The organism is Cognatishimia coralii (assembly GCF_037478305.1).
Taxonomy (GTDB): domain Bacteria; phylum Pseudomonadota; class Alphaproteobacteria; order Rhodobacterales; family Rhodobacteraceae; genus Cognatishimia; species Cognatishimia coralii.
Window position 1 is genome coordinate 96,357 of the sequence record NZ_JBBGAZ010000009.1, and the last position, 19,812, is coordinate 116,168.

The window sequence follows — 19,812 nt, forward strand, 5'->3', positions numbered from 1 at the left end:
GGTGCCGCCCCAAAGATATCAATCATGCATATCACCTAAGCTATTCGATCTGGTGCTTGTCATGTCCAAACAGCGGCGCCTCGACGTCACAAGCTTCATTACGCTCAAATTCCAGCGTGGAATGATCAATCCCAAACTCAGCGCCAATTTGCGTCTTTAGCTCTGCCTTGATCTGCTCCAACTGGCCCCATGCAACATCTTCGACGACGACATGCGCATCGAGCGCTGGAGCATTCTCTTCCATCTGCCACAAGTGCACATGGTGGACGTCGCTAACGCCCTCTGTTTGGCGCAAAACGGCCACCACGTCACCTCCATCAATGTCCGGCGGGCTGCCAAGCATCAGCGTCCGGATCGGGCCACCAATCTCAGCGAAGGCCAGGTACAGAATATAGAGCGCGATACCAATCGTGATCGCAGGATCAACCCAACGCATGTCATAGAGGATGATCAGCGTGCCACCGACAATCACAGCGACTGAAGCCAAAGCGTCGGAGAGGTTGTGGAGGAACAAGGCGCGGATGTTCTGGCTGCCCTTCTGCATGGAATAGGTCAACCCCGCCGTCAGGGCATCAACCACCAGTGCCAGTCCCGCGATGATGACGACTGTCCACCCTTTCACCTCAGGCGGCTCGATAAGGCGCATGCCGCCTTCATAGATCAGATAGAGCCCGATCACGATCAGCGTCGTGTAGTTGATCAAGGCCGCCACGGTCTCGATCCGGCCATAGCCGAAGGTCATTCGCTCATCAGCGGGCCGCCGCGCGATCTTGCGGGCCGCAAAGGCAATGACAAGCGCGGCCATGTCCGAGAAGTTATGCAGCGCATCCGCGATCAGGGCGAGAGACCCTGCGAAGATGCCGCCGACGATCTGCGCAACCGTCAGAAGACCGTTCGCCCAAATCGCAATTGCTACCCGGCGATCCCCGCTGGACGGGTCCAGATGGGCATGGCTGTGACCATGGTGATCATGCGGCACGGGTCTCTCCCTCATGCTGGTGCGCAATTGAGGCGTCGGGTTTCAGACGGCCTGCGCGGAAGGCCCGCACACGCGCATTCATCCAGTGCCGGATGATGTTCCGATAGAGCCATCCGCGCAAACGCCCGAATTTCTGCTCATGCTCTGCATAGAAAGCGTCGGGCGTGTCGAACGTTCCGAAATCCTGCACGATCCCGGTATCCTGGATATATGTGTCCTGCCCTGTCCACTCGACAGGCGGCGCGTTGAGGCAATCCGTCCCAGCACCGTAACCGCACAGACTCTCGCGGTCGGTAAACGACGATTGCAGAACCTTCAGGAACGCGCTGTCGAGAATGAAGCCTTCGAGATTGATCCACTTGCCGTCCAGTGCGACCTCGATCCACGAATGCAGGATCTCTTCCGGCGCAATCGGGTAGACCAGCTCCGGCACAACACCGCGCTGAAGGCCCTTGTGGATCGTGAACCCGTGGATTCTGCACTTTATGCCCACACCCCGAAGGAGCGCCATAAGGAGCGTGCCCTTCGTATTGCACTGACCATAGCCATCAGACAGCACCTCGGACGCTGGAATGTCGTCGGCGCGGTTGTAGCCGAAGGCGATCTCGTTGCGGATATAGTCATAGATCGCGCCAATCTTGTCGGTGTCGGACAGATCACGCCAACCCCTTGCAGCGATGAGCTCCGCTATGGGCGCCGCCCCAAAATCCAGGATCGGGGTTGCGGTCAATAAAGGGTCATTATGTGCCACGATGGGGCTCCTCGAATCTTTCGAGTACAGAGATAATTGCTACAGTCGCTGTAGGTTCAAGCAAAAACTTCGAATAGTTTTCTGTGCTCACTCACACCCCAATTTGATCGTGCTCGGTCAGACACTCCGAATGGTCTCTTAGCACTTCAAGGACGCGGCATTGCGATGCGTTGCCGCCACTACATTCCTTGACCATGCGTTTCAATTCCGCGCGCAACGCTTTCAAGCGCTCCATTCTCTGCTCAACGAGCTTCAATTGTCGGCGTGCGATCTCATCGGCTTCGTGACAGGGCCGGTCCGGCGCGTCGGACAAATCAAGCAACTCCCGGATCGCGTCGAGCGGAAATCCCAACTGTCTGCTGTGCCGGATGAATGCGAGGCGATCAAGTTCAGCGTCACCATAGCGACGTTGCCCGCCTTCAGTCCGACCAGGTTCCGGCATCAATCCAATCTGCTCATAGTAGCGGATCGTCTGAACCTTGGTGCCGGTCCTCTTCGCAAGAGTCCCAATTGTGAGCATGTCGAAACCCCGTTAATCCTCTAGTGAATGTAGATTTATCTCACTCATGGCGCAACCGCGGAAATCACGTTTTGGCGATCTCTGGCGCGCTCTTTAGAAAACCACTTGAACCTACAGTAGCTAGAGGATGTAAACCGGCTCAAAACCGAGAATCAAACGGGCGAAATAACGTGCGTCTTTCAGTTATTCAGAGACTATTGTGGGGTCTGGCAGGCACAGCGCTTCTTGCCTTTGCGGCATTCCAGTATTTCGAACCTTCGACCGATACCGACGCTAATGCCTCTAACCCTGCGTTTTACGCCGATTTCGAACTGACCGATCATCGTGGATTGGTGCAGACGGATGAGTACTTTGCCGGGCGGTGGATGCTTGTCTTTTTTGGCTTTGCCAACTGCCCAGATGTATGCCCAACGACGCTCGCCGAAGTTGCCGCCGTCATGGAAGACCTAGGAACAGATGCAGAGAAAATACAGCCTATCTTCATCTCGATTGATCCTGAACGCGACACACCCGCTGCGCTGGCCGAGTATGTGCCCTTGTTCAATGCAGGCATCATTGGGCTGACCGGCACGCCGGAGCAGATTGCTGAGACGTCCGAGACCTTTCCGATCTTCTATGAGCGGATCGAGGAGGCCTCAGCACCAAATGGCTACACAATGGGCCACACATCGCATCTATTCCTCTTCGATCCAAAGGCGCGCTTCACCGACTCTTGGGCTTATGGCACCTCTGCCGAAGAGATACTTACCGATCTAAGAGAGAGGCTCTGACCCAAATGAACCGATTATACGGAGAAACTGCCCTCGGGCTGGCTTGGGTGATCGCCCTCATCGCCTCGCTTGCTGTTCTGTTCATTGGCGAAGTGCTGGGGCAGACACCTTGTGTTCTTTGCTGGTTCCAGCGCGCCTTCATGTTTCCACTGGCGATAATTCTTGGGCTGGGACTATGGTGGCAAGATCCGCGTGTTGGTCGGTACGGTGTCGTACTCGCACTTGGTGGCGCAGCAGTGGCTGCTTGGCATATGGGGTTATATGTCGGGATCATACCTGAACGCGTCCAACCTTGTACTGCGACGGGGCCCTCTTGCACTGACGACAACCAGTTGGTGTTAGGCATCCCCATTCCGCTGATGGCCGTTGTTACATTTGCGCTTATTGGTGCGCTTTCAGTCCTATCTCTCAAGGAGAAAAAATCATGAACCGACGCGGGTTGATTATTTCCGTTCTCGCAATGGGTGCTGCCGGTTTTGGTGGGGCCGCGTGGTATGTAAACCAACCAAAACCGTCATCTGAACGTGCGGTTGTCGCGCCAGAGTTGGCGGACGCTTTGATGCGACCATATTCGCCTGTTTTGGGGCCCGCTGAAGCCCCCGTGACCATCGTTGAGTTCCTCGATCCAGCCTGCGAGGCCTGTCGCGCATTTCACCCCGTCGTAAAAGATATTTTGGACAAAAATCCCGAAGCCGTGCGTGTTGTCATACGATACACCCCGTTTCACGGACCGATTTCGGATATAGCCGTCAAGTTGCTAGAAGCGGCCCGGATGCAGGGCAAGTTCGAACAGGTGCTAAATGCTCTAATGGCTTATCAAGACGCGTGGGCGGCGCATGGGGCGTTTGATCAACAAAAGCTGGGAAAGATCGCGGCCGGAGCCGGGCTCGATCTCGAACTTGCGATAGAGCAGATGAAATCACCCGATATCGTGGCAATCGTCAATCAGGACAAAGCGGACGTAGAAACAATGGGCGTTCGCCAGACCCCAACGTTCTACATCAATGGCAAGCCGCTAGATCCGTTTGGAATGGACGAATTGAGACAACAGGTTGACGCCGAAGTAGCTGCAGTTGGCAGCTAGTGGTCAAAAAGGGAACCGCAAAGTGAAGACAGTACTCTATGGCCTGATGGCCGCAAGCATGTTCGCATCAAGCACAGCGACCCCGGTAGAAGCTGGTTCGGAAGACGTTGTCGTCGAAGATGCCTGGGCGCGCGCGTCAATCGGCGTAAACCGTCCGGGTGTCGCGTATATGACAATCCGCAATACAGGCGACGAGGCTGTGATACTTACTGGCCTCCGCACGGATTTGGCGATGATGCCTGATATTCACCAGACATCCACAAATGCCGATGGTGTTAGCTCAATGGCACCTGCAGGCGAGATCGAGATTGCGCCGGGTGAATCTGTGTCTCTGGAACCGGGTGGCCTTCACGCCATGCTGATGCGCTTGCAGCGACCGATGGCCAAGGGCGAAAGCTTTTCCTTGACGCTCGACTTCTCGGACGGTGGTGAGATCGTGGTCGAGGTTCCAATTCTAGGTATTGCAGCGCGCGGTCCCGAGAGCTAATGACCCGACGGTCGATCCTCAAGTATGCCTTCGCTGGCATCGCGGCGATCATCCTGACACTTGTTGTTGGGTGGTGGCAGGTCGATGGCCCCGGCGCGCCCGAACAAGCGGGGTTGCGCCCGGTTGCCCTATCTGAAATGGAATTCCGCCTGACAGATCACGAAGGTAACGAGGTTGGACCCGAAAACCTTATCGGCAGCCCGTCAATGGTCTTCTTCGGCTTCACCTATTGCCCGGACGTTTGTCCGACGACTCTGTCGGATATTTCCGGCTGGCTTGATGACCTGGGCGAAGAGGCGGAGGGAATGAACGTGGTGTTCATCACCGTCGATCCAGAGCGGGATACTGTCGAGGCAATGGCCGAGTATGTCGGCTATTTCCATCCGTCGATCCGCGGGTGGACTGGCCCGGAAGAGGAAATTGCGCGCGCAGCACAGGGCTTCCGCGCACGCTATGGGCGGGTGCCGACCGAAGGTGGCGACTACACCATGAACCACACTGCCAGCGTTTTCCTTTTCGACGCGAAAGGCCGGTTCAGCACCATGATCGACTATCACGAGCCGAGGGAATTCGCAGTGCCGAAAATCCGGCGTGCGCTCAATAGAGAAACTGGGGGGCAACATGAGAATTAGAACAATCGCGGCAGGTTTCGCATTCGTATCGGTGCTGTCGGTGGGCGGGTTGGCAATATCGGGCATCTGGTCGAAGGATCCGATCCCTCCCGGTCTGGCAGCTGCAACCACTTGGTCGCCACCTCAACTCCCGCTTCCCACTTCTATTGAAACGGAAACACCGCAGGTCGCACAAACACGTGTGGAGCCCGCAATACCACTCCAGTCCATGCCACGTCTGGAGGTTGCGAGCGCCGATACTCTCTTACCGACGATAGAACCTCCGCTCTCCAACTGGTCACGCGATATCGCAACCGGCGAGACGCTCGACACCGTTCTTGAAGAAGCAGGTCTCTCAGCGACTGACCGTGCCGAGGTCGCTCTGGCCCTCGGCGCGGAATATGATCTGAGGCGACTTAGGCCTGGGCATTCGGTCACCGTTGTCTCGACGATGGACGGCAGCCCGCGCAGCGTCGCGCTCTCCGTCGAGGACGGTGTGCGGATCGAGGCGATCTTTGGCGAAGAGTTGGCCACGCAGGTCGTGACCCCGGCTCCCGACTTCATAACATCGGCGGGCGAAGCGGTGATCGACAGCTCGCTTTTTGCCGCGCTGGAAGAAGCCGAGATGCCTGCCCGCTTCGCTGTCGATTTGGCACAGATGCTGGGTGGAATCGTCGACTTCCGTCGTGAGGTGACCGGCGGAGAAACGCTTCGGCTACTGTGGCGCGAGGCCCGTGTTGGCGAAGACAGAATTGGTCAGCCGGAACTTACCTTTGCATCGCTGGAGATCGGCGGCGCACTTTATGAAGTTGTCTGGCCGGTAAGCGGTAGCGATCGGGCAACGATTTACGTCAATGGCACGGTTCTCCGCGTTTTTGCACAGCCTGTCGAAGGGGCGCGATTAAGCTCGGTATTTGGCCGCCGTACGCACCCGGTCTACGGCAATGTCCGGATGCACACAGGTGTCGATTTCGCGACGGCAAGCGGAACGCCGGTTCAAGCGACAGCACCGGGACGGATCAGCTTCATCGGCTGGCGGGGCGGCTATGGTCGCGTGGTCGAAATCGCCCACGGCTCAGACACAATGACACGCTATGCGCATCTCAGCGCTGTGCCCGAGGGCCTGGCACAAGGCCAACGCGTTGCGGCGGGAGATGTGATCGGTCGCGTCGGCGCGACTGGCACGGCGACGGGCCCGAACCTGCACTACGAAGTCCTCGTGGATGGACGCCCTACTGACCCCCTCTCTGACGACAGACTTGCCGAAGCGGCTGAGAGCGAAGCGGATGATACAGCCGCGCTTTTGCGTCTGGTCGAGGCGCGGGCGCTTCTGAATGAAAACCTCGGCAGCGACATTGCCGAAACGACAACCGAAAGGCTCTGACCCATGAGACGCATGATCCAAGCTCTTGCCATCACACTCGCCCTGTTACCGGCGGCGCAGGCCCTCGCGGAGGCAACCCCAATAGACGTCCGCAAGACCAATGGATGCGGTTGCTGTCTGTCCTGGATGAATCATCTTGAGGAGAACGGCTTCGCACCAATAGGCCAGGACATGTTCGGCGGCCTTCTCGTGCGCTTCAAACTCGACAACGGAGTGCCGCAGCGCATGGTCTCCTGTCACACTGGGCTCGTGGACGGTTACGTGATCGAGGGACATGTGCCTGCAGCCGACATCCGCCGCCTTCTGAACGAACGCCCCGATGCGGTCGGTCTCGCAGTCCCCGGAATGCCCTATGGTTCGCCAGGGATGGGGCCGGAAGACGAACGCGATGCCTACGACGTCTTCTTGATCCAGAAAGACGGCTCGACCGAAATATTTTCGAGCTACCCAGCAGGGTAACCGAGCCGAATTATGGAAGTCCTTTCCCCAATCTAGCTAACCTATTCAGCCGCTTCAGCGCAGACTGGCCAATGGTATCCAAAGTAGTTACGTTGCAACATGTTGACAGTCAACAAAACACAAGTACTCGGCATACTAGCTGTCGTCGGCGCCGTCGCCACTGATCAGGTAACAAAAGCCTGGGTTGTCGCGAGCGCCGATACCCTAAAAGACGGGATCGCTGTCTTTCCCGGGCTTAATCTCACGTTCCATCGCAATGATGGCGTAACCTTCGGGCTTTTGGGTGGCGCCCCCTGGTGGGGCCTCTTGCTTCTTGCGCTTATCATTTGTGCCTGGCTCCTGATCATGATGCTTCGCACAGAGAGCAGTATAGAAGCGATTGCGTATGGGGCGATCATAGGTGGCGCGCTCGGCAATGTCGTTGATCGCATCCATTATGGAGCCGTAACAGACTTCCTTGATTTTTTCATTGGATCTGCACACTGGCCGACTTTCAACATGGCAGACGTATTCATTGTCGGAGGTGCCGGATTACTGCTGGTGGTACCAGTGATCCAGAGGCACTTCGAGGGCGATCATTGAAGACATTGCCCCAAGTTTCATTCGGCGGATTTTTTGCCTGAGCAACTGTTTCCTCGATTTGCCGGACAAGAAAAATTTCTCGTGCCACAAGTCTGAATAATCTATGTTGGCATTGTAGGTGCCTACTCCGGCGAGCTTGCCGATCGCTCAAGTATTGACTTTTCTAAAGGCACCGCGACAAAACCAAGTTTCGAAATCGAACCAGTAACCACCCGCAGATATTGAATCATAAAGAAGGTTGCTCAAAAAAAGGACTTGCTCGGCGCATGCACCTACCAACGCTTACTTTATGCCGAACCTGCCGTGACGCGGATCCAACCCTGTATGATCAAGTGGTATCAACGCTAAAGGCAGCGAATGTGAAGGCAAAATTGCAGCACGTCGATTGCATGTCCGGCTGCATGCGACCACAAACGCTTGCAGTCCGACAGAACGACAAGACTGCTTATCTTTTCGGTGAGATAACTGCTCAAGACCTGCCGGACATCCTGACATTCATCCGGATGTATCAGGAAAGCCCAGACGGTAACTTCGCGGATGCAAGGCCACTTGGAAAGCTGCGTTTCAAGGCTATTGCTCGCATTCCCGCAGATGTGCAGTAAACCACCCGCACCACGATATTAGTAGCTCCTGCGGTGAATTATTGCATTCAGTACAGTGTTGACAGCAGCAGATTTCAAATCAATTTGGCGCTGCGGAACTTAGGCATGCCGGTTTCGTACTTGACCTGCTACCGCCTAATCGGACAGAAACAGTCATTACGGTGCTCAAAGGTGCAAATGCATTAGAGCTGAAACGGGAATGAGGACGGTGGACCAAATCGCGGCACCGAAACCTCAACCGCCCCCGCGACTGTGAGCGGCGAGCTACCTTCCATTTCCACTGGTGCGAGAGTGCTGGGAAGGGGGAAGACGGCATCGACCCGCGAGTCAGGAGACCGGCCGTATATTGAACGTAACTTGCGCCGTCGGGTGTGACGGCAAGGAGGACTAAAATGACGACAAACGCTATCAAAGCATCCGCTGTAGGATCAACCATTCTGCCCGCAGTGTTCGCCCTTATTCTGGGTTTGGGTGTTGTTACTGTGACCGGCCATGCTCAAGCTTCTGGCCTGCATGACGCTGCTCACGATGTGCGCCACGCAACTGGCTTTCCCTGCCACTAAGACCATGTTCAGTCGTATTCTGACCAGCGCGTTGTTCGCTGGTGCTGCAGCGGGGCTGATTGCCGCCTTGCTGCAGCTTTATTTCGTGCAGCCTGTACTTCTCCACGCCGAACTTTATGAGGGTGGCGATTTGGTGCATTTTGGCGCTGATCCTGTGACTGCGCATCCCGAGTTGCCCGGCATGTTCGCCGAGCCGGTGCGCGACGGCCTAAGCATCATCTTCACGATGCTGACGTATACTGGCTATGCATTGGCCCTTGTGGCGCTTATGTCGATTGCCGAACAACAGGGTCGTGAGATTAACGGTCGCACCGGTTTGCTTTGGGGCTTGGCTGGCTTTGTTGCCTTCCACTTTGCGCCTGGCTTGTCGCTGGCGCCTGAAGTGCCAGGCGTAGCCGCAGCAGATGTCGGTGTGCGCCAAGTATGGTGGACTGCTACTGTTGCCACAGCTGGCGTCGCCATGTGGTTGATCGCCTTTGGAGGCAACTTGGTGAGCTATCTGATCGCCGCTGGACTGCTGATAGCGCCTCACGTCGTCGGTGCGCCTGAACCCGACACCTTCGCTGGCCCGGTTCCGACCGAGATCGGCGCGCTATTTGCCGCCCGAGCCTTTGGCATCGGCATGGCCGCTTGGGTGTTGCTGGGAAGCTTTGCCGGATACTTCTGGCAGGCTGAAGGCAAACGCGCGAACGCCGCCGCCTGATTCCTTTCCTCTATTGCTTTCCCGCCGGTCACCGCCGGCGGGAGCTTTCATTTATTGAGGAGGACAAAATGTCCCGTTCACTCGCTCTCTTCGCCATCGGGCTGATTTTTGGCGGCGGCGTCGGCTTTGTGATCGCGGCCGGCAGCGGCAGCACCTTTGACAGCCACGACCATGCTGACCCGTCTCAACATGGTAGCAATGCGGAGATGGCAGCCCATGACCACTCTGCTGTCACTAACTTACCGGCCGACAGCAATGCCCCCAGCGTGGCGATCAAGATGATTAAAGATCCGATGGCAGGTTGGAACTTGCACGTGACACCGCAAAACTTCCGATTTTCTCCTGAGAATGCCTCTACTGAGGAAATACTTGGTGAAGGTCACGCGCATGTCTATATCAACGGCGAAAAGCTGGGGCGCCTTTATGCCAACTGGATACACCTCCCATCACTGCCGGATGGCGACGTTGAGATAAAAGTTTCCCTCAATGGCAACAGCCACAGCCCGCTAATGGTTGGGGGCTTGCCCGTCGAGGCCAAACTAATCGTTCAAGCAGACGATGACGGCTCCTGAGCAAAACTCAGATCTTGACTGAACTTCGGTCGCAGGGGCCTTGCGCCCCTGCATTGCCATGGTTTGCATGTCAGGATCGAATGCAATCCTCCCCTGAGCGCATCATTATGGCAAATGGCAATAGCATGAACCAACTCGCTATCGGCTCATTTTACTCTGTGAAAAATCCTTGAATACGCGAAGCGTCTCTTCGCTTACATGATGCTCGATACCTTCAGCATCGTGCTCGGCCACGTCTTTGGAAATACCCAGGGCGATAAGGAACTCCACAACAATTCGGTGCCGCTTTCGACAAGCCTCGGCCAATCGCCGCCCAGCATCCGTTAGGCGTATTGATCGGTAAGGTTCCTGCACAATGAAGCCCTCGCGTTTAAGCCGGGTCAGGTTCTTGGACACAGTGGGCTGGGTCACGCCGAGCCGCTCGGCAATCTCCACGGGCCTCGCTGAACCGTTCTGGTGAATCAGCTCCGCGATCAGCTCGACATAATCCTCCACAACTTCGCTTTGTCGGGCGGCGCGGGCTGCCTCGAAACCGCTCACCTGGTCGTCAGGTTTACGTCCGAATAGTTGTGGTTTCTGATCGGTCATTCTGCTCTCGGTGTCTATTGCTGGTGCGGAACCCTGCTTGCCGCGCCTTATTGTGTATGCACCAGCGACGCGGGCCTTGACAATGACATAGACTTTTCTACAAAACTTAGCCAAGGCTAATAATTATAGACTGAACCATGAAACACCTGATTGCATCTGCCTTGATTGGCCTGCTTCCGCTTAGTGTGGGGGCCACTGCCATTGAAGAAGCCCCTTGGGCACCTCGGGCCGCAGCCTACCGGCTGAGCCTATTCATGGCGAACTTGACACCCGTTCCCTGGGAGAAGATTGAAAACAATTGGACTGCTCCGGCACCCGGCAGCGCAGTTGCGGTGGAGGCACTGTCACGGGTATCGGATAGCGACGCCCAGAACATTCGTGCAGCGCTGGCTGCGGAAGACCGACAGGCCCTGTTTGCTGCCATTACAACGGCATTGGCCAAAGGTATTCTGCAGCACCTAGAGGCAGCCGAGGCGACACTTGGCCAGCCTGAAGCCGCATTTGAGGTTGCGCAGTCTGCGGCCTTGTACCGCGCGTTCGAGGACGGCATCCTGGCGGCGGACAAGCAGGCCGCACACGACCTAGGTCGCGCCTGGCTGGTTCTGAATTCTTCTCTGGGTAGCACCGGTATTTTGAACAATGGCGCTCAAGACCCGAATGTGGCGCGATTTGCTGAGGCGCAAAAAGTTATCGTGGAGTACATTGAGACAAACTATCTGCCCTCCGTTTTTGTCGAACGTGGCAAGCTGACCCCGGCACCGGAGAGCGCAGTGCGCTCCGGTACGCCGGTAGTGTTGCCCGCCACACTCCCACCGGGCTCCAATATTGCTGATCAGCGCGAGCTACCCCGGCTGGTGCTCCAGTTTGAAGAGGCTGGCGAGGATGAGGCCAACCTGCCGCTTGTGGCCTATGGCGACATGCTGTTCGACAGCCCTGAAATCTTTGGTTCCCCAGCACGTGACCTGGGCATTGCCTGTTCAACTTGCCACAACCGGTCCGATGTGAACCGGGATTTCTTTATCCCCGGCCTCTCTAGCCATGCTGGCGGGATGGATGTGGACAGCTCCTTCTTCAATCCGATGTTCAATGACCGGGAAGACGATCACCTGGATACGCCGTCAATGCGAGGCATCCGCTTTACAGCGCCTTACGGGCGTGATGGGCGCGAGCCGAGCCTGCGCAGTTTTGTACGCAATGTGATCGTGACCGAGTTTGCCGGAGCGGAGCCAACGCCGTTCCAACTCGATGCGATGGTCGCCTACTTGCGCGCCTTTGACTTTCTGCCCAACCCACAGATAGACGAGGCCGGGCGGCTGACTGACAAGGCCTCTGAGGCTGCGAAACGCGGTGAGGTACTGTTCAATACCGAATTTGCCGGGCTTGGCGACAGGTCCTGCGCCTCCTGCCACACCCCGGACCGGTTTTTCCGAGATGGGCAGACCTATGACATTGGCTCGGCCGAGCCGCCGTTCCCGGGCGGCACCGCAACCCCATTCGAAACGCCCACATTGCGCAATGTCAACTTCACCGCGCCCTACATGCATGACGGATCGCTGGCGACCCTAGCGGGGGTTGTAGACTGGTTCAACGATACCAAGGATCTGGGCTTGGATGCGGAACAGCGCGCCGATTTAACTGCCTATCTGCGCGCGGTAGGAGATGGTGAGGAGCCCTACCAGCGCTTTGAAGGCCGAGACAGCGTGTTCCGCCTGTCGTGGGAAGAGCTTACCACTTTTGCTTCGACGCTGGACACACTGATCCCGATGCGGGATGCGGAGAACATCGCCGTATTGATTGATACTGTTGCACCGGATCTGGCGGCAGATGCGAGCGTTATGATCAATCAAAACGCTAAGCCAGAAATCTACCGATTTGCCGCAATTCTTCAGGCAGTTGGCGATGCCAGCGCCGCTGGCGACTGGGCTGAGGCGAGCCTCCAGTGGGACGCTTTCAAAACCATGCAAGCCGAGATTGATGAGAGGATGTTCTGATGCTGTCGCGCCGTACCTTTTTGACCACTGTCGCTGCCGCCCTAACAGTGCCAGCAACTGCCTCTGCGGAAGAGGCACTGAAACTCGCCTTCATTCCGCAAGAAAACCCAGAGAAGCTGTTGGGGGATATCGAGGCGATCACTGCCTGGCTGTCCCAGCAGTTGGAGGTTCCAGTCACCGGCTTTGTTACCTTTGATCATGCTGCGGCAGTTGAGGCATTGCGCAATGGTGATGCCGATATCTCCTTCATGGGTGCCTTGCCCTTTGTGCTGGCAGAAGACCAGATCGGGGCGGTGCCACTTCTGTCCGAGGTTTACCGCGGCCAGCCGAGCTATTCGGGCCGGGTGTTTGTGCGCAAGGACAGCGGCATCGAGACGCTGGCCGACCTGCAGGGCCGTGACATTGCCTTTGCCGATCCGGTGTCGGAGTCCGGCTATCTCTATCCGCTCGACCTGTTTGTGCGCGAAGGACTCGTTGCGGATGCAGGCGATGCGGACCGGTTCTTTGGCCAGAAGTTCTTTGCCGGTGGTTATCAGCAGGCAATGCAGGCTATGGCCAACGGGTTAGTGGATGCTGCGGGTGCCAGCCAGTATGCCGATCTTTATCTGACGCCTGAGCAGCAGGCCGAGGTCAGGGTGCTGGGCGAAAGCGCGCAGATCCCCAGCCATGCCATCATTGCCCGGCCTGGTCTAGATGCGGCCTTGCAGGCCCGCTTCGTGGATGCCATGCTGCGCCTGAACCAGGCTGAGAACCAGTATTTGCTGGCCTATCTCTACGGCCCAGACGGCTATGTGGCAGCAGATCCCAAGGTCTATGACGGGGTCAGGCAGATGGCACGCCGTTACGGCTATCTAAAATGACCCAAGCGCTTGCCCTCCATGCTGTGTCGCATTGCTTTGACGACGCTGAGGCCCTGCAGGATGTGTCGCTGCAGGTGGCACCGGGGGAATGTGTGGCCTTGCTGGGGCCTTCGGGCGCCGGCAAGTCGACCCTGCTGGCCTTGCTGGATGGGCGGGTCCGGGGATGGCGCGGTCGGGCTGAGGTACTGGGCAACCGGCTTCCAAATGATCGGGCACCAGAACGAAAAACCCGGCTAGAGACTGGCTTCATCTTTCAGGAGTTCGCCCTGGTTGACCGGCAGAGCGTTTACCAGAATGCGATGAACGGGCGGCTGGGGCGAATGCGCCTCTGGCCGTCGCTTTGGGGGCGATACGGTGCGCAGGATCACCTCAAGACGACCATCGCGCTGGAGGACACCGGCCTAACGGAGTTGGCACAGCGCCGTGCAGATCAGCTTTCAGGTGGTCAGCGCCAGCGAGTGGCCATCGCCCGCTGCCTGGCGCAGGAGCCTGAGTTGATACTGGCGGATGAACCGGTCAGCAACCTCGATCCAGCCCACGCCGAACGCATTCTGGAACTGATCACCAACACAGCGCGAAATCGCGGCATCGCTGTAGTCTTCAGTTCGCATCAGCCAGAGCTTTCGCGGCGCTTTGCCGACCGTATCGTTGGATTGCGCGCGGGCGCGGTGCTGTTTGACAAGCCCTCCGCGATGGTCGGCAACGATGACATCAGCGATTTGTACCATGGAACAGTACCTGGTGACGGATTGCGGGTGGTGAGCTGATGAGCCGGATCTTGGTTTGGATGGTACTCGGGCTTGCTGTGCTGTGGGCTGCAGGAAACGCTGACATCGGCTTGGAAAAACTGCCCGGAGCGGGTCCGAGGCTAGCAGAATTTCTAGGCCGGATGATACCACCGGACCTTTCTGTCTGGCCGGAAGTCCTTACAGGCCTAACCGAGACACTGAGAATCGCCATTCTTGGGACGCTGTTTGCGGTCGTCCTGTCGGCGGGGCTGGCTGTACTTGCGTCTGAGACCCTTGTACCCGCAGCCATCTGGCGCCCGGTACGTGCGCTGCTGGCAGTGATCCGGTCGATTCCGCTGATCTTGGTGGCGATGCTGATGGTGGGGGCAGTCGGGCTGGGCCCACTGCCCGGTATTCTTGCAATCACTTTTCATGCCACCGGCATGCTGGCCAAATTCTATGCTGAAGCAATCGACAATGTCGGTGCCGCACCACTTGCTGCATTGGAAAGCGCAGGTGCCAGCCGAGCGCAATTATTGCGGTGGGCGATCTGGCCACAGATGGCACCAGTTGTGCTCCGCGACACTGTCTTCCGCTTTGAACTGAACCTCCGCGAAAGCTTGATCTTAGGTATCGTTGGCGCCGGGGGCATCGGTCTGTACGTTCAGACTTACGTGCGTTCGTTCCAATACGACAAAGCTGCAACTGTCACGCTTGCCATCATCGCTCTTGTGCTGCTGTTCGAAGGTCTAAATTCGGTTTTACAAAAGCGGTTTTCGTGACGATTTTGATCAAGGAAGGTCGGAAAATTCAGATTTCGCAGCGTTTTCAGTTTCGTAGTGCCATTCGAAGAGCTTTCCCTACCATTCATCGTTCGCCAGACCCACTGAACTGGGGTTCGCCTATCTTGCTCATTACCTGTGTTCTTCGGTTTGATCAGTCTACCTTGAAACTGTCAGTCTGCCGCACCGACAACAGTTTTTTTGAGAAGCACAGCCGCCACCGTTTCCAGACAAATTCGGTTATGAGTAGATATCAATAGGTGTCCCGTTCTTCACCATTGCATAGATATCTTCTATCTCCCGATCCGAAACGGCAATGCATCCGGCCGTCCAGTCGCGCTTGTTTGTCGGGTCAATGCCAGGGCGCGGCCCCCCATGGATGAAAATATCTCCACCAGGGGAACGGCCCTGAGCCTTTGCGTATGCGATATCCGCCTCGTTCGGGTACGAGATCCCGATGGAAAGATGAAACAGGCTTTCGGGATTTCGCCTGTCAATCACGTATGATCCTTCTGGCGTGCGCCCGTCCCCTTCGAATTGCTTGTGACCCTCAGGCGCAAAGCCAAGGCCCATTGGGATAGTGCGCAAAACACCCTCTGGTCCATCAAGGACAATCATGCGCTGCCCCTTGTAGACCCGCACCCGGGTCACCTCCGGCCCCCTGTAAGTGCGGAATTTGTTTGCACATCCAGAAAGAATTGTCGCCAGAGCTCCCAGGAGGATTGTGCGACGTGTAACTCGAAAATTCACTGCTCAATGCCTCTTTCATGAGGTTTTTCAAACTTGACACTAGCGTGCTGTGCCAGCCCGTTCAATGGCCGTGCGCCAAAGCACCTTCGGCCAGTCTGTCGCCGACGCGGTCACCGCCTTTGGGCGGAGTCTCCGCGTGGTGTCCGTTTAACAGCCTGAGCGCATTTGCGACAACCAGCAGTGACACGCCAACATCTGCGGCAATGGCCCCCCACATCGATGCCATCCCAAACGCTGTCGCCACCACGAAAACGGCCTTGGTTGCCAGCGAGGTTGCGATGTTTTGACGGATGATCGACATCGCACGGCGGGAATGGCCTATGAGCCAGGGCACCCTGCCAATGTCATCAGTCATCAAGGCAATGTCCGCCGTCTCGATGGCCGCGTCGGAACCAACCGCGCCCATGGCGATAGCATAGTGGGCCCGCGCCATGGCGGGGGCATCGTTTACGCCATCGCCAATCATGGCCACCATATCGTGCGCTTCGACCAGGTCTTCGATGGCCGTCACCTTGTCCTCGGGCAGAAGCTCCGCGCGCACCTCGTCGATGCCGACCTCTGTCGCGACCGCGCGCGCGGTGCGTTCATTGTCGCCCGTCAGCATGACGATGGTTTTCACGCCCTGCGCATGCAGACGAGCCACGATTCCCTTGGCGTCGGGGCGGATGCGGTCGCGCAGTTCCAGAATACCCATCACCCCATTTGCATCACCAACAGCCACCAACGTACTACCGGCAACTTCGATACGGTGCCGAAGGTCTGTCGGAATGGCACTTCCAAGCCCTTTTTCCTCGGCGAACCGGTCAGAGCCGAGCCAGACCGCCCGATCCTGTACCCTGCCTTCAAGCCCACGCCCCGGTACGGTCCGCGTATCGTCCGCCGCGGATACATCAAGGCCGTCGACTTCTGCACGTACAAGGATAGCGCGCGCTAACGGGTGGGAGGATCGCGCTTCAAGCGCCGCCGCTACGCCCATCAGATCCTGCGTCGACGCATTCCCTAGCGGATACATTGCAGCAACTTCAGGCTCGCCGATGGTGATCGTACCGGTCTTGTCCATGGCCAAGGCTGAAGTGCGTCCCGGAGCTTCGACATAAGCACCGCCCTTGATCAGCACCCCGGCGCGGGCCGAGGCTGTGAGCGCGGCGACGATGGACACGGGCGTCGAAATGACCAGCGCACAAGGGCAGGCGATCACCAGAAGGACGAGGGCGTTGTAGAACCAGTCATCCCAGGCTCCACCAAATACGAGCGGTGGCAGCATCGCGACGGCAATGGCGAGCGCCATCACGATGGGCGTATAGACGCGCGCAAATTTCGCCACCCATTGCTCCACGGGCGCGCGGCGGGTGTGGGCGTCGCCTACCATGCGGATGATCTTGGCGAGCACCGTGTCGGAGGCCGCCCTGGTCGCGCGTACCGTCAGCGTGCCCTCGCCATTGATCGTGCCCGCATAGACCTCGTCACCCGGCTCCTTCGGCACCAATGCGCTTTCGCCAGTGATCGGGGCTTGATCAACGGCCCCGGCGCCTTCGATCACTTGCCCGTCCAATGGAATGCGGTCCCCGCCACGCACCACGAAATGTGCATCGATGGCGACGGCTGACGCCGGAACATCTGCTTCAGAACCATCTTCGTAGACAACCCTTGCAGTAGGTGGCGCTAGGTCGAGCAAAGCCGAGACAGCGTTCCGCGCCCGCCCGACACTCCAGCTTTCAAGGTACAGCGAGAGAGAGAAGAAGAACGCGACCGTTGCCGCCTCGAAAAACTCGCCAAGGCCGATAGCCCCGGCCACAGCGACCACCATCAAGAGGTTCATGTCGGGCGATACGCGCCGCGCGGATGACCACGCCTTCGGGGCGACAAGCCAAACGCCAGCCAGGATCGCGATAGCAAAAAGCCCCGCTTCGACCAAAGGCATCACTGCTTCTCCATGGCCGGAAAAGAGACCGATCGCACCGCCCATCCCGGTTTCTGCGATGTGATACAGAAATCCTGCCGCCCAAAAGCCTCCGCTCAGCATTGTGAACAGGCGCTGACGGGCAAGATGCGCAGCTTGATCCTCCGAAGCGTTCTCGGCATCCCAGGGTTTTGCGCTCATACCCGTGGTCGCAACCAGTTGAGTGATCTCTCCATCCGACACTGCGGCAGCGCTGTGGAGTATGATCATGCGTCCGTTGATGACATCGAATGCCAGGTGCTCCGCCCCGCCGACTTTCGGTCCAACGACCTTGTTGAGGATCGCCACTTCTTCTGCGCAATCAAGACCGCTGACCTGAAAACTCCGGCCCGCTCCATCTTGTGGCACGGGACCAAACTCTTCGTGTGAATGGCTTCCTCCACAGCAGGCATGTTCACTTGCACATGTTTCTGACTTGGCTCTATCAGTTGGGTGTACTTCAGATACCACAGTTTCAGTTTTGGCGGCCATTCGGCATCTCCAGAATCATTGCTTGGCTGGACCATAACTCCTACAGTCGCTAGAGGTTCAAGAGGTATTTTGTTTCGTATATAGTTTTCGGCTGCCAAGGGGCGCGCGAGTATAAAACCAATCGGCGGACACGCAATCAACGAAGAAAGGCGACAAGGAATTTATGAAGACTCAGCAATTTGCCGGACCGATCGGACTACCGCTACTTGGGGTACTGCTGCTTGGCGCATGCGCGACGACAGATCAGAACGGATCCCAAAAAATCGGAAACGTGCCAGAGGCTATCGTGGAACTGGCTGATCCAAGTCAAAACCTTGCAACAGCCCGGCTCCGCGAAGAAGACGGATGCTACTGGTATGAACACAACGGACCCGTAGAAAAGACCTTGCTTCCCCTCAGAACCGCTGGTGGCAACCCGATTTGTGTTGCTCGGTAAACGTAACGATCTTCCTGACATCTCCGGCCCACGTTGAGGGCCGGAGCGAAGATCAACGCGTCACAATCCTGCACTAGCTGTCCGAAACAACACTCTGTTCGGCAGAATACAGGTATACGGTCGACCCTATGGCGACGTTTGAATAGAGATCATTGATATGTGCCATGACCATCCGGACGCAGCCAGAACTCGCTCGACCGCCAATCGACCAAGGTTTAGGTGTCCCGTGGATGCGAAGGTAAGTGTCTCGGTTGCCAACGTAGAGATAAAGAGCACGTGACCCGAGTGCATTCTTCGGCCCCGGCTCCATCCCATCCGCAAATTCTGCGTTTTCCGGATTTCGTTCGATCATTGACGCTGTTGGGGTCCAGTGTGGCCATTCGACCTTTCGCCGAATGGTGTAGGTTCCTGGTTCGTAGAGATTTCCACGCGCGATCGCCACTCCATACCGCATCGCTGTACCACCTTCTTCAATGTGATAGAGATAGCGGGCGACTGCATCGACATGGATGTCACCTGGCACAAGGCCATCTTTCGCAGCAACACGTTGCGGCAAGAAACGGGGATGCAGCCCCCACGGATTGGATGTCGCCGGGTCATAGTTGCTGGGCGTTACCTGAGAATCCCACGACGCTTTTTGGCCGGTCGTTGGCCAGCTACTGGCCAAAGCCGGTCCCGCGATCGGTAACGAAAACATCGCAGTGGACGTGGAAATGAAATGGCGCCGGGTCAGCATAGGTCCTACTCCAAAGAAATTGTTTGTGCACCTCCAGCCGCGGCTTGGATGCCTCGAGTGCCTTGTAGAACCTCAAGCCACTATAGGTTCAAGGCCTCATTTATGAGCGATGATCAAGTCCTCGTGAAGGGATGGCTCTCCTTCTGCCGCTGGCATCTGACAGATCACAGGCCAATTTTACAAGCATTTTGGATCTTACCGGTGTCGATACTCTGCCACAAACCCTTGGCGAAACTCGGTTTGATTTTGTCACTTTTTCATCCTCGGCTATGAGAGCCTACATTGGAACGCGATGCAGCATTGTTCACTTTGGGCTGATTCTGTGGAAAAACAACGTGTTGCTGACGCAGAAAGCGCGGTGCTGAACATAGCGCGAGCGCCTTTTCTATCAGGCTTTGCGCGTTTGCTGCGGTGCGGGAAAGATCTTTGCCAGTTTGCGGAGG

At 57.2% G+C, this 19,812-nt stretch carries 25 protein-coding genes and 1 riboswitch; of the genes, 17 read left to right on the top strand and 8 right to left on the bottom strand.

Annotated elements, in window-relative coordinates; genetic code table 11:
* Nucleotides 1-40: 40 nt before the first annotated feature.
* The 3 genes from WG622_RS14835 to WG622_RS14845 form a co-directional block, all read right to left on the bottom strand.
* Nucleotides 41-979, bottom strand: a complete 939-nt coding sequence (locus tag WG622_RS14835) for a cation diffusion facilitator family transporter (RefSeq protein ID WP_035253420.1) — start codon at nucleotides 977-979, stop codon at nucleotides 41-43.
* Complete coding sequence (locus WG622_RS14840; protein ID WP_035253419.1) at nucleotides 969-1,730, bottom strand: transglutaminase-like domain-containing protein; 762 nt, start codon at nucleotides 1,728-1,730, stop codon at nucleotides 969-971. Before WG622_RS14840 ends, WG622_RS14835 begins: the two co-directional genes overlap by 11 nt.
* Nucleotides 1,731-1,821: 91 nt before the next feature.
* Nucleotides 1,822-2,250: a MerR family transcriptional regulator gene (locus tag WG622_RS14845; RefSeq protein WP_035253418.1), complete on the bottom strand. Its 429-nt coding sequence runs from the start codon at nucleotides 2,248-2,250 to the stop codon at nucleotides 1,822-1,824.
* 206 nt (nucleotides 2,251-2,456) lie between these two features.
* Between WG622_RS14845 and WG622_RS14850 the strand changes: the two genes are divergently transcribed.
* The 12 genes from WG622_RS14850 to WG622_RS14905 all read left to right on the top strand — a co-directional run bounded on the left by WG622_RS14850 (nucleotide 2,457) and on the right by WG622_RS14905 (nucleotide 10,067).
* Entirely contained in the window at nucleotides 2,457-3,020 is a 564-nt protein-coding gene (locus WG622_RS14850) for an SCO family protein (RefSeq protein WP_046212147.1), read from the top strand.
* A 5-nt stretch (nucleotides 3,021-3,025) separates the two neighbouring features.
* Nucleotides 3,026-3,448, top strand: a complete 423-nt coding sequence (locus WG622_RS14855) for a disulfide bond formation protein B (protein ID WP_035253416.1) — start codon at nucleotides 3,026-3,028, stop codon at nucleotides 3,446-3,448.
* Nucleotides 3,445-4,104, top strand: a complete 660-nt coding sequence (locus WG622_RS14860; RefSeq protein WP_035253415.1) for a DsbA family protein — start codon at nucleotides 3,445-3,447, stop codon at nucleotides 4,102-4,104. Before WG622_RS14855 ends, WG622_RS14860 begins: the two co-directional genes overlap by 4 nt.
* A gap of 46 nt (nucleotides 4,105-4,150) precedes the next feature.
* On the top strand, nucleotides 4,151-4,591 hold the full coding sequence (locus tag WG622_RS14865) for a copper chaperone PCu(A)C (RefSeq protein WP_035253414.1): 441 nt from the start codon (nucleotides 4,151-4,153) through the stop codon (nucleotides 4,589-4,591).
* Nucleotides 4,591-5,223, top strand: a complete 633-nt coding sequence (locus WG622_RS14870; protein WP_035253406.1) for an SCO family protein — start codon at nucleotides 4,591-4,593, stop codon at nucleotides 5,221-5,223. The genes WG622_RS14865 and WG622_RS14870 overlap by 1 nt, the downstream gene beginning before the upstream one ends.
* 208 nt (nucleotides 5,224-5,431) lie before the next feature.
* Entirely contained in the window at nucleotides 5,432-6,586 is a 1,155-nt protein-coding gene (locus tag WG622_RS14875) for a M23 family metallopeptidase (RefSeq protein WP_370001670.1), read from the top strand.
* Nucleotides 6,587-6,589: 3 nt separating this feature from the next.
* A complete protein-coding gene (locus WG622_RS14880; protein ID WP_035253402.1) occupies nucleotides 6,590-7,045 on the top strand; it encodes a DUF411 domain-containing protein in 456 nt (151 codons plus the stop codon).
* A 99-nt stretch (nucleotides 7,046-7,144) separates the two neighbouring features.
* Nucleotides 7,145-7,627, top strand: coding sequence for a signal peptidase II (gene lspA, locus WG622_RS14885; protein ID WP_035253400.1), 483 nt, complete (start codon nucleotides 7,145-7,147; stop codon nucleotides 7,625-7,627).
* A 266-nt stretch (nucleotides 7,628-7,893) separates the two neighbouring features.
* On the top strand, nucleotides 7,894-8,229 hold the full coding sequence (locus tag WG622_RS14890; RefSeq protein WP_035253399.1) for a DUF1636 family protein: 336 nt from the start codon (nucleotides 7,894-7,896) through the stop codon (nucleotides 8,227-8,229).
* 144 nt (nucleotides 8,230-8,373) lie between these two features.
* Nucleotides 8,374-8,587, top strand: a riboswitch (cobalamin riboswitch).
* Nucleotides 8,588-8,621: 34 nt separating this feature from the next.
* On the top strand, nucleotides 8,622-8,792 hold the full coding sequence (locus WG622_RS14895) for a CbtB domain-containing protein (protein WP_074964317.1): 171 nt from the start codon (nucleotides 8,622-8,624) through the stop codon (nucleotides 8,790-8,792).
* A gap of 4 nt (nucleotides 8,793-8,796) precedes the next feature.
* Complete coding sequence (locus WG622_RS14900) at nucleotides 8,797-9,495, top strand: CbtA family protein (RefSeq protein WP_035253423.1); 699 nt, start codon at nucleotides 8,797-8,799, stop codon at nucleotides 9,493-9,495.
* A 68-nt stretch (nucleotides 9,496-9,563) separates the two neighbouring features.
* Nucleotides 9,564-10,067, top strand: coding sequence for a hypothetical protein (locus tag WG622_RS14905; protein WP_035253397.1), 504 nt, complete (start codon nucleotides 9,564-9,566; stop codon nucleotides 10,065-10,067).
* Nucleotides 10,068-10,205: 138 nt separating this feature from the next.
* Here WG622_RS14905 and mntR read toward each other — a convergent pair whose 3' ends face one another.
* A complete protein-coding gene (gene mntR / locus WG622_RS14910; RefSeq protein WP_035253395.1) occupies nucleotides 10,206-10,655 on the bottom strand; it encodes a manganese-binding transcriptional regulator MntR in 450 nt (149 codons plus the stop codon).
* Nucleotides 10,656-10,792: 137 nt separating this feature from the next.
* Here mntR and WG622_RS14915 point away from each other — a divergent pair, with 137 nt between their 5' ends.
* The 4 genes from WG622_RS14915 to phnE are packed head-to-tail and all read left to right on the top strand — an operon-like array spanning nucleotide 10,793 to nucleotide 15,016.
* A complete protein-coding gene (locus tag WG622_RS14915) occupies nucleotides 10,793-12,646 on the top strand; it encodes a cytochrome c peroxidase (RefSeq protein WP_035253393.1) in 1,854 nt (617 codons plus the stop codon).
* Entirely contained in the window at nucleotides 12,646-13,506 is an 861-nt protein-coding gene (locus tag WG622_RS14920; protein ID WP_035253390.1) for a phosphate/phosphite/phosphonate ABC transporter substrate-binding protein, read from the top strand. The genes WG622_RS14915 and WG622_RS14920 overlap by 1 nt, the downstream gene beginning before the upstream one ends.
* Nucleotides 13,503-14,273 (top strand): phosphonate ABC transporter ATP-binding protein, encoded by a 771-nt coding sequence (locus WG622_RS14925; RefSeq protein ID WP_035253388.1) that lies wholly within the window; start codon nucleotides 13,503-13,505, stop codon nucleotides 14,271-14,273. Before WG622_RS14920 ends, WG622_RS14925 begins: the two co-directional genes overlap by 4 nt.
* Nucleotides 14,273-15,016: a phosphonate ABC transporter, permease protein PhnE gene (gene phnE / locus WG622_RS14930; RefSeq protein ID WP_046212119.1), complete on the top strand. Its 744-nt coding sequence runs from the start codon at nucleotides 14,273-14,275 to the stop codon at nucleotides 15,014-15,016. The genes WG622_RS14925 and phnE overlap by 1 nt, the downstream gene beginning before the upstream one ends.
* Before the next feature lie 240 nt (nucleotides 15,017-15,256).
* On the opposite strand, the gene WG622_RS14935 is transcribed toward phnE, so the two are convergent.
* Nucleotides 15,257-15,733 (bottom strand): L,D-transpeptidase family protein, encoded by a 477-nt coding sequence (locus tag WG622_RS14935; protein WP_046212149.1) that lies wholly within the window; start codon nucleotides 15,731-15,733, stop codon nucleotides 15,257-15,259.
* Nucleotides 15,734-15,827: 94 nt separating this feature from the next.
* Nucleotides 15,828-18,176, bottom strand: a complete 2,349-nt coding sequence (locus WG622_RS14940) for a heavy metal translocating P-type ATPase (protein ID WP_081806556.1) — start codon at nucleotides 18,174-18,176, stop codon at nucleotides 15,828-15,830.
* Nucleotides 18,177-18,360: 184 nt separating this feature from the next.
* On the opposite strand from WG622_RS14940, the gene WG622_RS14945 reads away from it, so the two are divergent.
* The gene (locus WG622_RS14945; RefSeq protein ID WP_081806555.1) at nucleotides 18,361-18,633 is read left to right on the top strand and encodes a hypothetical protein; all 273 of its coding nucleotides are present in this window, start codon (nucleotides 18,361-18,363) and stop codon (nucleotides 18,631-18,633) included.
* Nucleotides 18,634-18,706: 73 nt separating this feature from the next.
* On the opposite strand, the gene WG622_RS14950 is transcribed toward WG622_RS14945, so the two are convergent.
* Nucleotides 18,707-19,369 carry a L,D-transpeptidase gene (locus tag WG622_RS14950; RefSeq protein ID WP_046212120.1) on the bottom strand — a complete coding sequence of 221 codons (663 nt, stop codon included), beginning with the start codon at nucleotides 19,367-19,369 and terminating at the stop codon, nucleotides 18,707-18,709.
* Nucleotides 19,370-19,626: 257 nt separating this feature from the next.
* Nucleotides 19,627-19,812: hypothetical protein (locus tag WG622_RS14955; protein WP_339404317.1), on the bottom strand; the 186-nt coding region annotated here is incomplete at its 5' end.

What these genes read in the sequence shown, in the direction of transcription:
- WG622_RS14845 (WP_035253418.1), bottom strand. Translation starts at nt 2,250, where the DNA reads ATGCTCACAATTGGGACTCTTGCGAAGAGGACCGGCACCAAGGTTCAG.
- WG622_RS14855 (WP_035253416.1), top strand. Translation starts at nt 3,026, where the DNA reads ATGAACCGATTATACGGAGAAACTGCCCTCGGGCTGGCTTGGGTGATC.
- WG622_RS14860 (WP_035253415.1), top strand. Translation starts at nt 3,445, where the DNA reads ATGAACCGACGCGGGTTGATTATTTCCGTTCTCGCAATGGGTGCTGCC.
- WG622_RS14865 (WP_035253414.1), top strand. Translation starts at nt 4,151, where the DNA reads ATGGCCGCAAGCATGTTCGCATCAAGCACAGCGACCCCGGTAGAAGCT.
- WG622_RS14870 (WP_035253406.1), top strand. Translation starts at nt 4,591, where the DNA reads ATGACCCGACGGTCGATCCTCAAGTATGCCTTCGCTGGCATCGCGGCG.
- WG622_RS14875 (WP_370001670.1), top strand. Translation starts at nt 5,432, where the DNA reads ATGCCACGTCTGGAGGTTGCGAGCGCCGATACTCTCTTACCGACGATA.
- WG622_RS14880 (WP_035253402.1), top strand. Translation starts at nt 6,590, where the DNA reads ATGAGACGCATGATCCAAGCTCTTGCCATCACACTCGCCCTGTTACCG.
- lspA (WP_035253400.1), top strand. Translation starts at nt 7,145, where the DNA reads ATGTTGACAGTCAACAAAACACAAGTACTCGGCATACTAGCTGTCGTC.
- WG622_RS14890 (WP_035253399.1), top strand. Translation starts at nt 7,894, where the DNA reads ATGCACCTACCAACGCTTACTTTATGCCGAACCTGCCGTGACGCGGAT.
- WG622_RS14895 (WP_074964317.1), top strand. Translation starts at nt 8,622, where the DNA reads ATGACGACAAACGCTATCAAAGCATCCGCTGTAGGATCAACCATTCTG.
- WG622_RS14900 (WP_035253423.1), top strand. Translation starts at nt 8,797, where the DNA reads ATGTTCAGTCGTATTCTGACCAGCGCGTTGTTCGCTGGTGCTGCAGCG.
- WG622_RS14905 (WP_035253397.1), top strand. Translation starts at nt 9,564, where the DNA reads ATGTCCCGTTCACTCGCTCTCTTCGCCATCGGGCTGATTTTTGGCGGC.
- mntR (WP_035253395.1), bottom strand. Translation starts at nt 10,655, where the DNA reads ATGACCGATCAGAAACCACAACTATTCGGACGTAAACCTGACGACCAG.
- WG622_RS14915 (WP_035253393.1), top strand. Translation starts at nt 10,793, where the DNA reads ATGAAACACCTGATTGCATCTGCCTTGATTGGCCTGCTTCCGCTTAGT.
- WG622_RS14920 (WP_035253390.1), top strand. Translation starts at nt 12,646, where the DNA reads ATGCTGTCGCGCCGTACCTTTTTGACCACTGTCGCTGCCGCCCTAACA.
- WG622_RS14925 (WP_035253388.1), top strand. Translation starts at nt 13,503, where the DNA reads ATGACCCAAGCGCTTGCCCTCCATGCTGTGTCGCATTGCTTTGACGAC.
- phnE (WP_046212119.1), top strand. Translation starts at nt 14,273, where the DNA reads ATGAGCCGGATCTTGGTTTGGATGGTACTCGGGCTTGCTGTGCTGTGG.
- WG622_RS14945 (WP_081806555.1), top strand. Translation starts at nt 18,361, where the DNA reads ATGAAGACTCAGCAATTTGCCGGACCGATCGGACTACCGCTACTTGGG.
- WG622_RS14950 (WP_046212120.1), bottom strand. Translation starts at nt 19,369, where the DNA reads ATGCTGACCCGGCGCCATTTCATTTCCACGTCCACTGCGATGTTTTCG.